Annotated in this window: 12 protein-coding genes; 8 read left to right on the plus strand and 4 right to left on the minus strand. The window is 59.0% G+C overall.

The features are described from left to right. Positions 1-56: 56 nt before the first annotated feature. The 6 genes from CS1GBM3_RS19345 to CS1GBM3_RS15140 all read left to right on the plus strand — a co-directional run bounded on the left by CS1GBM3_RS19345 (position 57) and on the right by CS1GBM3_RS15140 (position 7,818). Complete coding sequence (locus CS1GBM3_RS19345; protein ID WP_083567634.1) at positions 57-1,712, plus strand: cytochrome c oxidase assembly protein; 1,656 nt, start codon at positions 57-59, stop codon at positions 1,710-1,712. After that, positions 1,712-4,267 carry a cytochrome c oxidase subunit I gene (gene ctaD, locus CS1GBM3_RS15115; RefSeq protein WP_072396285.1) on the plus strand — a complete coding sequence of 852 codons (2,556 nt, stop codon included), beginning with the start codon at positions 1,712-1,714 and terminating at the stop codon, positions 4,265-4,267. Before CS1GBM3_RS19345 ends, ctaD begins: the two co-directional genes overlap by 1 nt. A 3-nt stretch (positions 4,268-4,270) precedes the next feature. Continuing rightward, a complete protein-coding gene (locus CS1GBM3_RS15120) occupies positions 4,271-4,633 on the plus strand; it encodes a hypothetical protein (protein ID WP_072396286.1) in 363 nt (120 codons plus the stop codon). Between the two features lie 737 nt (positions 4,634-5,370). Then, positions 5,371-5,976 carry a flavodoxin family protein gene (locus CS1GBM3_RS15125; RefSeq protein WP_072396287.1) on the plus strand — a complete coding sequence of 202 codons (606 nt, stop codon included), beginning with the start codon at positions 5,371-5,373 and terminating at the stop codon, positions 5,974-5,976. A 262-nt stretch (positions 5,977-6,238) separates the two neighbouring features. Next, complete coding sequence (locus tag CS1GBM3_RS15130; protein ID WP_139247934.1) at positions 6,239-6,487, plus strand: hypothetical protein; 249 nt, start codon at positions 6,239-6,241, stop codon at positions 6,485-6,487. A gap of 1,115 nt (positions 6,488-7,602) precedes the next feature. Beyond that, complete coding sequence (locus CS1GBM3_RS15140; protein WP_072396290.1) at positions 7,603-7,818, plus strand: hypothetical protein; 216 nt, start codon at positions 7,603-7,605, stop codon at positions 7,816-7,818. Between the two features lie 236 nt (positions 7,819-8,054). Here CS1GBM3_RS15140 and CS1GBM3_RS19840 read toward each other — a convergent pair whose 3' ends face one another. Both CS1GBM3_RS19840 and CS1GBM3_RS19845 read right to left on the minus strand, forming a co-directional pair. Continuing rightward, positions 8,055-8,540, minus strand: coding sequence for a DUF1236 domain-containing protein (locus CS1GBM3_RS19840; protein WP_171946506.1), 486 nt, complete (start codon positions 8,538-8,540; stop codon positions 8,055-8,057). 385 nt (positions 8,541-8,925) lie between these two features. Beyond that, on the minus strand, positions 8,926-9,099 hold the full coding sequence (locus CS1GBM3_RS19845; RefSeq protein WP_171946507.1) for a hypothetical protein: 174 nt from the start codon (positions 9,097-9,099) through the stop codon (positions 8,926-8,928). A gap of 138 nt (positions 9,100-9,237) precedes the next feature. Here CS1GBM3_RS19845 and CS1GBM3_RS15155 point away from each other — a divergent pair, with 138 nt between their 5' ends. Continuing rightward, entirely contained in the window at positions 9,238-9,558 is a 321-nt protein-coding gene (locus CS1GBM3_RS15155; protein ID WP_139247936.1) for a DUF883 C-terminal domain-containing protein, read from the plus strand. 473 nt (positions 9,559-10,031) lie between these two features. After that, the gene (locus tag CS1GBM3_RS19600) at positions 10,032-10,427 is read left to right on the plus strand and encodes a hypothetical protein (RefSeq protein WP_139247937.1); all 396 of its coding nucleotides are present in this window, start codon (positions 10,032-10,034) and stop codon (positions 10,425-10,427) included. 570 nt (positions 10,428-10,997) lie between these two features. Here CS1GBM3_RS19600 and CS1GBM3_RS15160 read toward each other — a convergent pair. Both CS1GBM3_RS15160 and CS1GBM3_RS15165 read right to left on the minus strand, forming a co-directional pair. Next, positions 10,998-12,818, minus strand: coding sequence for a methanol/ethanol family PQQ-dependent dehydrogenase (locus CS1GBM3_RS15160; RefSeq protein ID WP_072396296.1), 1,821 nt, complete (start codon positions 12,816-12,818; stop codon positions 10,998-11,000). 80 nt (positions 12,819-12,898) lie between these two features. Further along, positions 12,899-13,189, minus strand: coding sequence for a hypothetical protein (locus CS1GBM3_RS15165; RefSeq protein WP_072396297.1), 291 nt, complete (start codon positions 13,187-13,189; stop codon positions 12,899-12,901). Positions 13,190-13,973 lie beyond the last annotated feature (784 nt).

A 13,973-nucleotide genomic window follows, 5' to 3' on the forward strand; every position in this document is an offset into this window, starting at 1 on the left:
GAGCGGATAACGAAAACCGTCCCGAAGCGGCACACGAGGAAACGGTGAGAGTGGCGATGCAGTTGCGCCAAGACATCAGCGCCATTAGCCTTCGAGCAAGCCTAGCCCTCGCCGTCCTGCCCGCCGCCAGCCTGTTCGCTTCGCTTGTGCTCGGCACACTGCTGAAACTCGGCCCGCTTTCGCAGCACATGCTGGACCACATTGCGCTGATCGGAGTGGCGGCGCCGTTGAGTGCATGGACGTTGCGTAATCTCCTCCCTCGGGTGACCGGTCGGATGCTGGCCACAGCGGCCGTTGTTCAAATCGTTCTGATTTGGCTCTGGCACCTGCCGCCGGTCTTCGGCGCTGCAGTGCACGGGAGCACCACTCTGCACGTCGCGATGGTCGCGTCGCTCTACGCGGCCGGTCTCATGTTCTGGTGCGCGATCGTCGGATTGGCTGAGCGCCGCTTGTGGCAGGCCATCCTTGCACTTCTCGTAACCGGAAAGCTCTTCTGCCTATTCGCGGCCGTGCTCGTCTTCTCCCCCCGGCTGCTTTACGACGTTCACGCGGCGCACGCGCACCACGCCGGCCATGCCGCGTTCAGCGCTATCGAGGACCAACACCTTGCCGGCCTGATGATGATCGCCGTATGCCCGCTCACTTACGTGGCCGCGGGGGTGGCCGTGGCGGCACGCTGGTTTGCGTCGCTCGAGGCCCGTTATCCGGACGTCGCACGACCTGCTGCGGTTCTAAAAAGCCCCCTGCTCATGACGTTGCTCCTCGTACTTCTTCTTCCGGGCTGCGGCACCGTACAGTCGACACTTATCCCGGCAAGTCCTGAGGCGGGTTCTGCGTTACGTCTCACGTGGCTGCTCATCATTGGATGCGCGGCAATCTTCATGCTTGTGATGGCGTTAACCGCCCTTGCGATCTTGGGTGGAGATAGGATCCGTGCCGCGCTCGGCAGCACAGAGGCCATCGCACTTGGGGGCATCCTCTTTCCAACGGTCGTTCTCTCGTCCTTGCTCGTCTATGGGCTTTGGCTCGCCTCGGCAACGGCCGCGCCGAATGACGATGAGCAGGAAATCAACGTTCAAGGCGAGCGCTGGTGGTGGCGTGTCACCTATACAGATCCGGTAGCGGCGGCGTTCGCAAGCGCCAACGAGATTCGCATTGAAGTCGGCAGGCCGGTGCGCCTCAAACTGACCTCGCCCGACGTCATTCATAGCTTCTGGGTGCCGGCCCTCGCCGGTAAGGTCGATCTCATTCCGGGCCGCACGAACGAGTTGCGCTTCACCGCCACGCGTGCAGGAACGTACCGCGGACAGTGCGCGGAATATTGCGGCGGCCCGCACGCCATGATGGCGCTGCGCGTTGTGGCCATGGAGCCCGCCGATTACGCCGCGTGGCTTGCCGCCGAGCGGCGACCTGCCATGGCGGTTTCCGACGATCCACGGGTTGCGCGCGGCCAGGACGTGTTCCGCGTCAATTGCATCGTTTGTCATGCCGTGCGGGGAACGGATTCAGCAGGCCGCCTGGGGCCGGACCTCACACACGTGGCGAGCCGCGGGGCCATCGGCGGCGAGGTGCTGGCGATGTCGGAACAGAACATCGCGTACTGGCTCACCGATAACGATCGGTTGAAGCCGAATAACCTGATGCCGGAGTTCCGGCACCTTCCTGCCGGCGATCTCGAAGCCGTGGCAGCCTATATCGCGAGCCTTAAATAATGACCGATAAACTCGCAAGCGCCACCGCCGCGGACGGTTATCCCAATTCTCTGCCGCGGCCGCCAAGCGAACTCGAGGCCCTCGAGCGAGCCTGGGAGACACCGCGCGGCTGGCGCTCACTCACAGACATCAACAACACGCGGGTCGGCATCTGGTACGTCGGCACGGCCTTCGTCTTCTTTCTGCTCGGCGGCATTCTCGCGCTCCTGATGCGCCTGCAGTTGGCTGTGCCGAGTAACACCTTTCTGAGCCAGGAGGTCTACAATCAGATATTCACCATGCATGGCTCGGTGATGATGTTTCTGTTCGCCGTGCCCGTTGTGGAAGCGCTTGGTGTTCTCTTGTTGCCGCAGATGCTCGGCGCCCGAGACTTGCCGTTCCCACGTCTCACCGCCTTTGCCTATTGGGCCTATACCGTCGGCGGCACTGTGTTCTTTCTATCGCTGTTTCTCGATCTCGCGCCGAGCGGCGGCTGGTTCATGTATCCGCCCTTGACAAGTGCGGCGTACTCGCCGGGATACGGCGCGGATTTCTGGCTGCTCGGCATCGGCTTTATCGAAATATCGGCCATCGCCGGCGCCATCGAGATCATCATCGGCGTGCTGCGCACGCGTGCCCCGGGCATGACGCTCTCACGCATGCCGATCTTTGCCTGGAGCATGCTGATCTTTGCCGGCATGGTCATCGTTGCATTTCCGGCGCTGATACTTGCCACCATGATGCTCGAGCTCGAGCGCGCATTCGGATGGCCATTCTTCATCGCGGCGAAAGGTGGCGACCCGCTGCTGTGGCAGCACCTGTTCTGGTTCTTCGGCCACCCCGAAGTTTACATCATTTTCTTGCCCGCGGCAGGCGCCGTATCGATGATCCTGCCGACGATGGTCGGGGTGCCGCTTGTAGGACACAGCCTGATCGTGATCGCATTGATCGCAACCGGCTTCTTCAGCTTCGGCCTCTGGGTGCACCACATGTTCACCACGGGATTGCCGGCTCTGTCCCAGAATTTCTTCTCGGCCGCAAGCATGGCCGTATCGCTTCCAAGCGGCATTCAGGTTTTCTCATGGATCGCAACCATTGCTGCGGGTCGCATCAGGTTCACGGTGCCGGGATTGTTCGTGGTTGGCTTCCTGTTCATCTTCGTGCTTGGCGGACTTACAGGCGTCATGGTCGCCATGGTCCCCTTCGACCAACAGGTACACGACACCTATTTCGTCGTCGCCCATTTCCACTACGTGCTGATCGGAGGCATGGTGTTTCCGCTCTTCGCCGCCATCTACTATTGGACGCCGGTCTTCAGCCGCCATCGCCTCTCTGAGAGGTTGGGCAAATGGGCATTCTGGCTGATGTTCATCGGCTTCAATGTGGCGTTCTTCACCATGCATCTGACAGGCCTCGCCGGCATGCCGCGCCGCGTCTACACCTATCCGGAGGAGGTCGGATGGGCCACGCTGAACCTCATCTCGACGGTTGGTGCTGCTGTGTTCGCCGCGGGCGTTCTCCTTGTCGTGGTCGACCTCATGCGTCGCTATCGCATCACCTCGCGAGATACGCTCGGAAACATCTGGAACGCCGGAACGCTCGAATGGCTGCCGAACGATGTGTATGGCATACGGTCTATGCCCATCGTCACAAATCGGTATCCAGCCTGGAGCGACCCTCACCTAGGCGAGGACGTCGAGGCAGGCCGCTATTACCTTCCGGGCAATCCGACCGGAGGCCGCGAGACTCTGGCCACTTCCGCCATTGATGCCGAGCCCGAGTTTGTCATGCGCCTACCGATGCCGGGTTGGGCGCACGTGGGCGCCGCCTTGTTCATCGCGCTGATCTTCTTATCGCTCACCATAAGGCAGGTCGTCCCTGCTGCAATATTTGCGGCGTTGGCGCTGGTTTCGATTTGGATCTGGGTGTGGGACACCGACCCAGGTCCTGACAAAGGACCTGTCGAGATCGCAGAAGGTTATCGCGTGCCAAGCTACGCCACCGGGCCGCAATCGATTTCTTGGTGGGCGATGGTGCTGCTCATGCTCGTGGGCGCCGCGCTCTACCTCGCGTTCGTGTTTTCATATCTGTACCTTTGGACGGTTTCGCCACAGGTCTGGCCGGACCCTACACTTTCGGCGCTGCCACCCGCGCAGTGGGCATTGGCGTCTGCAGTCCTGCTCGCTGCCAGCGGCGCGCTCATTCACCTGGCGCGCCTTTATCTTCCTGAGCCCGGAAGTGCCAACGTTGCTTTTCCGCCCGTCGTCGCACTGGCCGCACTCGCACTCGCTGTCTCTCTTGCGTTTGATATCGCCGCGCACATGCGAGTGGGCGTACACCCCAGTGCAAACGCATATGCCGCACTGACGTATCTTGCGATCGGGCTGCAGGGAATGCTGGTCGTGTTGGTCGTGATCGCGGCGGCCTTCGTGATCGCGCGCTATTGGACGGGGCTACTCGACCGCGAACGCTGCCTGTCGATGCAGACCACCTATCTGCTTTGGCTCTATGCGGTCGGACAAGGGATGCTTGGCCTTCTGCTCGTCCATGGATTCCCGCGGCTTGTGGGAGGCTGAGGGATGAGCGCGCGCAGGCGACATATTCGGGAGTTCATCGAGGCCTTGGCAGGTCCGGCGGTGTTCCTCAGCTTCTTCGGCATCGTTTACGTCCTGATTTCGGTCGCGTGCTCTTTGTCCGTTGGCAACGATCCGCTTGTGGCCGAGCCAGCGGCCGTGATTGCGGGCATGGTCTTAGGGCTGACCCTCGTCGCTTTTCTTCTTCTCGCCATTGTTTGCATCGATGCCTCGCGTCGGCTCGTCGAAGCCGAAAACGACAAGGAGGACACATTCCTGGCGAAGGTCACGCTGGCTCTGGCGGCGCTTTCGGGGCTGGCGGTGCTTTGGACCGCTCTGCCAGCCGCAACGGTTTCATCGGTCTGTTAGAACGCACCGCCGAAAAACATGCTGGTGGAGCCGCACTTGGTGGCCAGGGGCTGACCGGCGCTGACATCCTATTGCGAAGTATTCCTGCAACACAGTTGTCTTTACCCTCAATAGCCGTGCTTACCCCGAAGTGGGATTCCGACCAGGAACCGCAAAGCCGAGGAATAAGTTGCTTCTCTACAAGTTAGGGAGGCATCGATGCCAAAGAAAATGCGAAACTTGATACCGGAGGCGCACCTCAAAGAAGAACTGATCAAGCGTCATACTTTAGAAACTGGCGAGCAATGTTCATCAGAGCCGGTCCGCCGACAGACCAAAAACCGAACTGGTGAGCGAGCTAAAGCGTCTAGAAATCGCTTTTCACGCTATCGGGTCGAGCTAGCGGCTAGCTTGGCGCCTCATTTCGGGCGTCCCACGACTTGCGGAGGCGCCCAGTCCCTTGCGCACGTTTTATCGTTCATGATGCTCGACCCGACCACGTTTGATAGTCGAATGCTGCCGCAAATGACACCGCCTGCCCTGGGGGGACCATGTTCCACAACTCGCTCCGCCTTCGTCCGTTCTGCTTATGGTGAGGGCTGATGAATGGACGCCACGTGGCATTACGTTCCTGGCCGGGTAGTCGCCATATTGAATAAGGGATGCCCGAAAGGCAGGCCACAGGATGGCGGAACAGGCCGGGACGCAAGGGGTTGCATTGAAACACTAAATCAAGACGCAGTTTTTTGGGGGAGCTGATGGCTCTTGCCGCGCTAGCGCTGAATTGCACCTTGAAGGTGTCCGAAGCTGTGTCTTCGACGGACAAACTGCTACACGAGGTGCTGTCTGAGCTCGGTCAATACGGGATTTCCGGCGAAGTCGTGCGAGTGGTCGATCTCAATATCAAGCCGGGAGTCACCTCCAACGAGGGCTCTGACGATGACTGGCCAGCATTGCGAAAGAAAATTCTGGCCGCTGACATTCTCGTTTTCGGCACTCCGATCTGGCTCGGTCAGCCGTCGAGCGTCGCCAAACGAGTGCTGGAGCGCATGGATGCCTTCCTTGGCGAGACGGACGAGAAGAAGCGCATGCCGCCCTTCGGCAAGGTGGCTGTGGTAGCAATCGTTGGCAACGAGGACGGCGCCCATCACTGTCATGCCGAGATCTTTCAGGCGCTCAACGATGTGGGGTTCACGTTGGCGGCAGGCGCCGGCACCTATTGGGTTGGCCAAGCCATGGGTGCGACCGACTACAAGGATCTCGAAACGCCTTACGACAAGACTGTTCAAACGACACGGATGCTAGCCTCGAACGCCGCGCACCTAGCAAGTCTGCTGAAGTCTAAAGCCTACGCAGGCGTCTAAGCTGCGCCGCAGCCCGCAGAGCGCTGCGTTCTCCGTGCTCTTCCTAGGTGCTGGACGTTTGACCGCGAGGGAAACCCGGAGAGCCGGGGTCCGATTGTAAGGGATGGACTCTCTTGCCTCCCTCAAGCACCTATCACTTATGACAGTTTGTCAACAAAGCCGTGCGGGATAGCTTGCAGGCGAAGGTGACTATTTAGGAGAAGTGCCCAGCCCCGCGAGGTTCCGAGGGTCGGCGTTCCCTTGCACCTCGAGCGAGGCATCGGTGGCCAGGAAGTTCACATTTGTGGTCAAAGCGGGCAGCGGCGGAGCACCATGGTGCCTGCTCGATGAGAGCCACAACGTTCGGATCAAACTTTCACCCCCAATCGATATTCAGCACGCGATGAAGGTAGCTGTCTTTCTGAACGCGAACATTGCGGATATTGAAGTGAAAACCGGGGCGTCCAACGCCTTGAGCAACGGCGAAACGACGACGTTTGGCGGATGCTGGGCGACGGTGTTCAACCGTTGAGGCGTAAATGATCGTGAGTGTTCTGCTTGCCTCGTTTTACGCCTACCGGCTGCATTCTTTGCGCTTTCCAAAGATAAGCTCCCTGAGCCGTGATTCCTCGCATCATGGGTTTTGGATCAATACTTGACGGGACAGATTCGCGAAACGCTCAAGCAGTAGCCACTCCTGGCCACCGTCTTTCGGCAGCGCGGCCCCCCTCGTCGAGAGCGACGGCGCGCCAATCGCCATTTCGCGCTTGCAAAGAGGAAGGCCTCACGTCCTAAGTTCATCTAAGCTTTACTTTGCCTAGTAAGGCGCGTTCGGGGGAGGGACAGGTTCAACGGGTTCGATTTCATAGCCCGCTTCGCCGGTCGATGTCCCGTCGGCGCCACCTTCTTCCCTCTCGGCCGCGTAGATATCCTCGGGTGCCGTCGGCACACGCGCTGCGGGTGTGTCCGTGCCAGGATTCGCTGGTCCGGCATTACTCGGCGCCGGCCGTTGATTGCGCTCATTGTTTGGGTCCAATGGCGACGCGCCGGACGACTGAGCCATGGCCGGGGTGGACGCCGCTAGAAATGCACCAAGAAGGGACACGAGCAATTTTGTCATTGAAAGCTCCTTACAATAACTCCCCACAAATTTGCGCGCACCCCCGCAACCGGCTGGCTATTCGGCTGGCGCGCGCGCCGGTTCGTCACGCGCATCTGCGCAATACTCTCCGTTCCAGTATTTGAACGTGCCGCAATCGTCTGGCCTCAACTCTCTCCAACCATAAACCCGGACATCTGAGTGGTCAGGGGGAACAGCGACGGCGGTGTCATCGGAGTACATCTCAACGGTGCCGCCAGCATTTGGAACATCGCCGTCGACATAAACCTCCTGAGCGAATGCACCGGCGCCAAAAGCGACGGTAGCGCAGATGACGAATAAGCTACGCACAGATTCCTCCATTCGACTTTTCATCTTCGCTTTGTGGATTAAATTGCGCTCCCCGCGAAAGCGTTCCCGCCTATCGGCCGCTGCGTTTGCCTTTCGCAGTCCAGACAGCCTGTGTTTCCGCGGAACATTAGGCAAAGGACGAGTGTTTAATTCTGCGCAACGTGCTCATCACAGCGAATGCTTGGAGCCAAAAAAAAATGAAGAGAATAGTGTGGGCTACTGTGGCAATTCTGGCGATCTGCTCCCCCGCGATCGCTGAAGAATATTATATCGTTCGTGAAGGCGACGATAAGGAGTGCAAGATTGTTGAGACTAGGCCTACCGAGGAAACAGTCGTGGTGATCGGCGATCGAGCCTATGTGACTCGCGAAGAGGCCGAGAAAGAGCTTGCCGTTGTTTGTGAAGATGACTGAGGTCGTTGGGGGCGCCGACAGCGGCGCCCCCCATCCGCTAGAGTGTCGCTGACGACAGCGCGTTCAGGTGACGAGCCGAGTTCAAAAGGGGCTGCCGCGTGGATCTAACGCCCGAACCATTCTGACGATCGGACCCATCCCGACCGCGGCGGCTATCAAATGGCTTTTCCTCAATGTACTGAGCCGCCTAGGCAGGATAAAACTGTGGGGCGCCAGCGCGCCCCACAGCCTCCGGCCTACGCGACGATTAGGATGTCGACGATCGCCAACGTATCGGGATCCACGATCACCACCTTGTCTTCGAAGATGAAGTACTTGTAGCGGCGGTACTCCGGCACGATGACGATGACCTCTTGCGGCACGGTATAGAGCGTCACGCTACGTGGAACAGAGACGCCGATGTTGAGGTCGATGCTGATATCTTTGACGACGGCTTCGGACTTGTGAGACCGGAACGCGGACTGGACCTTGGTCCGCTTTTCGCCCGACAGCTGGGTTACGCTGCCTTTCGGGCTATCAGTACCGGCAGTGCCTTCGGACGCGCCCGATGTTGCGCTGCCTTCGGGTTTCCGGTCCTCTGCTGACTCTTTCGAACGTTCCTTTCGATCATCTGCTGACTTGGAGCCGTCGCGGCCTGCCTCTCCGCTTGACTCGCCCGTCGTGGCTGCATCGTCTCGACCTTTTTGCGCGTCGGCAGAACCGCCGGATCGCGCGCCGTCCATGCGCTCCATTCCTTCGGAGCGGTCTCGTCCTCGCAGGCCTTTTTCAGATGCCGGGCCACGCTCGAGTGCGGGCCCCTTGTCCGATTCCATACCCGGCGGCGCCGTCGCACCAGGTGACGGCATGTCTCTGGATGAGGGTGCAGCTCCACTCGGGCCGCCTCCATCTGGACTTTGTGCCAACGCCGATCCCGCCATAACGGAGAGAGCGGCTGCGCTTGTGCAAATGAGCAAGGTTGTCTTTTTCATTTTGATGCTCCTGAGCCGAATCCCCGACGTGGAGCACAACATGCGAAACACAACGCTGTTCCAGCGATTCGACTGCGGCCTGCGCTTCCCCTGTTCAGGATGGAATTTATTTTGGCCGTAGGAACTTTGCCGCCATTGCTCATGTTTTGCAGAAACACAACAGGAGAAAACGGCTATGGCCAATAACGACCCGAACCGCCGACAGAGCGGTCAGAACGAGCGCGACCGCCAGCAGGACCAGCAGGGCGGCCAAAAGCAAACCGACGAACAGCGGCAGGCGGAAGAGCGCCGCCGGCAACAGCAAGGAGGCCAAGGCGGTCGCGACAGGCAGCAGGGCGGGGACCAGGACCCCGGCGGTCAGCGATAGGAGACAAAGATAGGGCGACGGTTGCGTCGCCCTATCTATGTTCCTGGACGCAAATGGTTCGAAATCAATTCAGGCTTGGTTAGAATGCAAGACGCTGACTCCACCCCTAAAGACCCGAAGGACTTGTCTGACTCCGGCATCGCCGCAGAGCTCGGTCAGGAGGCACTCGACGATATCAAAGCGACCGCCAGGGACGTTGCGGATAGAGTATCGGAGGTCGCATCAGAAACCGCCGAAAACATTTCACATACGGCTGAGGTTGCTTACGAGCGTCCTGCCGACTTTATCGAATACGTCTTCAGATCGACCAAGCGCTTTGCAAGGCAACGCCCGCTCGATGCCGTCGTTATCGCCGCTGGCGTCGCATTCGTGGTGGGAGCACTTTCACAGGTCGGGCGGCGTTGAACGTCAGACCGATTCCTAAAAACCGTTAGCTTGTTTGCCTCCCGGATGTAGCTTCGACAGTCTGCACGCTCTCGTGTCGGGTACGATTGCGGATGTCGTAGCTTGGGATCTTATTGCGAGCTGCCGTCGCGGCAAAAGCTGGCACGCAGGCCGCGACAGCCACAGTACGGCAGCTAAAGCCTTGGCTGCTCCCCTTTTCCATTAGCCCGGCGTCGCAAACAGTTTCGCACCCGAGCTTTGAGTGCTTACCGTGAAGGCAGTCTGCAAGCTCTCTGATTGCTTTGGAGATCGCCGTAGACGGCTTTATTGCTTGGAGCTTTGGCGTCGTCGCCGATCGCGGCGAGTTCGGCGCGAAGGGCATCTCGAAACGACCTCGTCTCTGGACGGTCGCCTGGATTTCCAGATCTGCCCGAAGGGCATCTACAGCTGCGCCTTCCGGAGGCGGGGTGAGCCTCCGGGGTTAGGGGGAGTTGATGGCAGAGAAGACCGCACCTGTTGAGACGGGCGTCATCGAACACGTGGAGGATGTTGCCCGTAACGAATTGACGAACCGTACTGTGATTGATTCCACCAAATCGGTTCTGACTACGCATGAGCGCGAACTGCGACGCGCTGGAGTCACGCCACAGAGGTTTCACGAAGCCTACGAAGTACGGAACGACTTATATCAAGCGCTCGCTAGCGATCCCGAAGTCCAAGGGATCGTCGGCCCTTGGTCCCAAGGACGAGGCGGCACCCGACATAGAATGGGAAGTGGAGCTTATGTCGCTGAAGGTAACTTCAACAAATTGGGATGTGAACGACGACAAGCGCCCTTGGAAGGGAAGAAACCCATCTCAATCGCGATATCGCTTCTTCAGGATCGATGATTCTCAGCTCTGGCGTTACGTTCACTTAAAATGAGCTTTGGCGAGAATGCGGTCACTATGTTGCTATTGGCGAAGATGAGCCGATTGGTTGTGCGAACGTCGTCGGTGGAGAGGCTGACGATGATCTCACCGCGTGAGTCGCTAAGAGTCCGAGCCGTTTTGGCGCATACTGGATAGGTCCGCTCTTCGCAGTAGGCCGGTCGAATACCTGGATGGCATGAAGCATGATCATGTGATGGATTCGATGCCCGCCTTTCCTCCATCGGATTTGCTCGCCGAGCGGGCAAGGCAGAGAGGTTAATAGGGAACGGCAGCAATTTGGGCTTGTGGGAGAAGCCTCACCGGAAGCCGTCTGCTTAAGTCAACACCTAAGTCCTAGCGGAGGACCAAGAGCAGGGTTTCAGCTGCTCCAGCCAGATCAATCGATCAGACTGACTGGCACACACGTAGCAGGCGCCTGACAGATATCTCTGCTAAACCCTCTGCGGGGCCCACTGAGGAAAAACCCAGGGCCGGTGCAGGCGGGGATTCGACTGCACCGGCCCTCAATGCTTGTTCATTTGTTGCGGATTATGGCAGCGAGTAGACCGTCAGCGTGCCGCCGAGAGCGGTGAACTCCTTCAGTCCCGCGTAGTTGCCAACCGCTCCGAGGCCGTCAGTCGGTTTGTCGAGGCCAGCGGCAAGACCGATCCCAGCCCAGCCGCCGACGCCGGAGTATAGACCGACGTACTGCTTGCCCTTGTGCTCGTAGGTGAACACGTTGCCGATTGAGCCGGAAGGCAAGCGGTGCTTGAACAGCTCTTTGCCGTCCTTTTGATCGCGGCACTTGAAGTAACCCTCAAGCGTGCCGTGACAGAAGATGCCACCGGCCGTCGTCAGAATGCCTGACCAAACCGAGAATGGCTCATCGTGCTTCCAGACGATTTCGCCCTTGGCCGCATCCCAAGCCGTCACGTGCCCGGTATGGTCTTGGCCCTCAGGCGGAAACATGGACAGTGTCGCCCCGACATAGGGCTGGCCGGGTGTGTACGAGACCTTGAACGGTTCGTAGTCCATGCAGACGTTGTTGACGGGAATATAGAAGAGGCCTGTCAGCGGCGAGTAGGCCGCCGGCTCCTGGTCTTTGAAGCCCAGGGCCGCGGGGCAGATATTCTTGGTGTTGACGTCCTGACCACTAAGGAAAGTGGACTTCTCCGGGACGACCTGCGGTCGTCCATACTCGGGGCTTGACTTGTCCATGACCACGCCTGTCGACCAGTTGAGGTCCTTGTCGTAGGGCTTGGCGACGAGGATCTCCCCCGTTGCTCGGTCGAGCGTGTACCCGAAGCCGTTGCGGTCGAAGTGCACGAGTACGTTATGCTTATTGCCGCCGATCTCCATGTCGTCGACGAGGATCATCTCGTTAACGCCATCGTAGTCCCATTCGTCAAACGGCGTCATCTGGTAGGCCCATGCGGCCATGCCCGTGTCGGGATTGCGGGCGATGATGCTCATGGTCCACTTCTGATCAATGGGCTTGCCGTCGGGTCCGGCCCGCTGCACCGGGTTCCAAGTCGAAGGATTAGCCGTCCCATAGTAGAAGAGATTGAGATCGGGATCCCAAGAATACCAGCCCCAGGTGGTGCCGCCGCCGATCTTCCATTGATCTCCGGTCCATGTCTTGAGCGAGCTGTCTTTGCCGACAGGTTTGCCAAGTGACATCGTCTTCTCGGGATCCATCAGGATCTCGTTATCCGGACCGATCGTGTAGGCGCGCCACACTTGCTTACCGTCTTTGAGATTGTACGCAGTAATGTGGCCGCGCACGCCGAACTCGGCGCCGGAGATTCCGACGATAACCTTGTCCTTGATGACAACGGGCGCGCTCGTGCCGGTTTCCCCCTTCTTGGGATCGCCGTTCACGACCTTCCACATCTCCTTGCCGGTCTTCGCGTCGAGCGCCACGACCGTCGTATCAGCCTGGTGCAGGATGATCATGCCTTCGCCGTAGGCAACGCCACGATTGACAGTGTCGCAGCACATGACCGGAATGACGGACGGATCCTGCTTAGGCTCATAGCTCCACAGGATCCTTTGATCATTATCGAGATCGAGCGCATAGACGGGGTTCGGAAACGGACCGTGGACATACATGATGTTGTCCACGACCAGCGGCGAGCCTTCATGTCCACGCAGGACGCCGGTGGAGAACTGCCAGACCACCCTTAGATCCTTCACGTTCTCGGTGTTGATCTGATCGAGCTTCGAATAGCGGGTGTTGGCATAGTCACCCGTTTGCATGGCCCAGTTGGCCGGGGTCTCGGCGAGCTTCGTCAGCTCATCATTGGCGATTGCCGGTGTCGCCACGGCGGCACAGGCAAGCCACGCATATGCGTATGCATGGTTCTGCATCACGGAGTTCCTTGGGTTCGATATTTGCGATGAGGGAGAACGCATCGGCTACGTTGCATCCTCCCGTGATGGTTGGCTCGCTACTCGGCCTGAGTCTTAAGTACCTCGCCATCCTTGACGAAGAGGGAGTCTCCGATCTGAGACATTACCGCCTCGCCGTTGGGACCGGCTACGCTACAGCCCTCAGCACAGAACTCTTGATCCACGGTTGCGGAATCACCGGCACCTATCTTGAGCTTGTGATCCGTTCCGGCGTGACTGAGAGTGACCTCGCGCTCGTCGGCGTCCTCATTGGCAATCGTCAATGACCATGCGGGACCGGCCAGGAGAAATGCGGCCGCCGTGACGGTGGCCACCAACTTTGTGATCATGGCTCCTACTCCACAGATTTGTCTGCAGATGCAGACTGGTTGGGTCGACGGAAGAAACCGCCGCTGATCCGCATGTGGAGATTTGGTTCGATAGGTTCCAATTGAACACAACCGGCCCCATGATTGAAATTTTCAATTGGCCGGAAATCGGCCACATGCCTCCAGGCGTGCAGCCGCTGTAGAAGGCGTCATTCGTAGAACGGCCAGCGGGCAAGCAAGAAGCTGAAACAATCAAGACAAGATTTGCCCTCTGTGTCGTGCGCCCTGCCAAAGGGACCGGCTGAGCGCATAGCAGCCTTGCCGCACCCAACCGCAAGAATGACGGTCAAGCCACTAGCGGATCGGTGTCGTGAACGGCTTTTGCATGCCGTGTGACGCGCACCCAGGGGCAAACCCGATCGATGTGCTGCAGCAAAATAAGGAGACTGCGATAGAAGGAGCGATGTTCACGGAGGCCTGTGTAGTGCAGACGCACTCGCCGCACTGTACGCGCATGCATCGTGCCACGCTCTCAGCCGGTTCTTCTAGGCACTCGGGCCAAATACCGAGGTGCGCCGGACCAAATGACATACACGTCAACGCCCGACATCATTGAAGCCGACTTTCGTATCACCGGCGGTCGTCCTCCGCGGAACTGCTCGGGGTAGGTCACATCTGCATTTCCCGGGCTCTCTAGCTCGCCGATGCTGATGTTGTTTTGCTGCGAAGCTAGCTGGAGCTCGATATTGATTCCAATTAAAATCAACCCCATCTCTCATAGAAAATAACAATGGGTAATGCGAGT

Origin of the sequence: Hyphomicrobium sp. CS1GBMeth3 (assembly GCF_900117455.1) — a bacterium.
Classification (GTDB): Bacteria; Pseudomonadota; Alphaproteobacteria; order Rhizobiales; family Hyphomicrobiaceae; genus Hyphomicrobium_C.

Excerpts from the sequence above, each read along its gene's own strand:
- CS1GBM3_RS19600 (WP_139247937.1), top strand. The coding sequence starts at position 10,032 with ATGGCAGAGAAGACCGCACCTGTTGAGACGGGCGTCATCGAACACGTG.
- CS1GBM3_RS15160 (WP_072396296.1), bottom strand. The coding sequence starts at position 12,818 with ATGCAGAACCATGCATACGCATATGCGTGGCTTGCCTGTGCCGCCGTG.
- ctaD (WP_072396285.1), top strand. The coding sequence starts at position 1,712 with ATGACCGATAAACTCGCAAGCGCCACCGCCGCGGACGGTTATCCCAAT.
- CS1GBM3_RS19840 (WP_171946506.1), bottom strand. The coding sequence starts at position 8,540 with ATGGACGGCGCGCGATCCGGCGGTTCTGCCGACGCGCAAAAAGGTCGA.
- CS1GBM3_RS15120 (WP_072396286.1), top strand. The coding sequence starts at position 4,271 with ATGAGCGCGCGCAGGCGACATATTCGGGAGTTCATCGAGGCCTTGGCA.
- CS1GBM3_RS15165 (WP_072396297.1), bottom strand. The coding sequence starts at position 13,189 with ATGATCACAAAGTTGGTGGCCACCGTCACGGCGGCCGCATTTCTCCTG.
- CS1GBM3_RS15140 (WP_072396290.1), top strand. The coding sequence starts at position 7,603 with ATGAAGAGAATAGTGTGGGCTACTGTGGCAATTCTGGCGATCTGCTCC.
- CS1GBM3_RS19345 (WP_083567634.1), top strand. The coding sequence starts at position 57 with ATGCAGTTGCGCCAAGACATCAGCGCCATTAGCCTTCGAGCAAGCCTA.
- CS1GBM3_RS15125 (WP_072396287.1), top strand. The coding sequence starts at position 5,371 with ATGGCTCTTGCCGCGCTAGCGCTGAATTGCACCTTGAAGGTGTCCGAA.
- CS1GBM3_RS15155 (WP_139247936.1), top strand. The coding sequence starts at position 9,238 with ATGCAAGACGCTGACTCCACCCCTAAAGACCCGAAGGACTTGTCTGAC.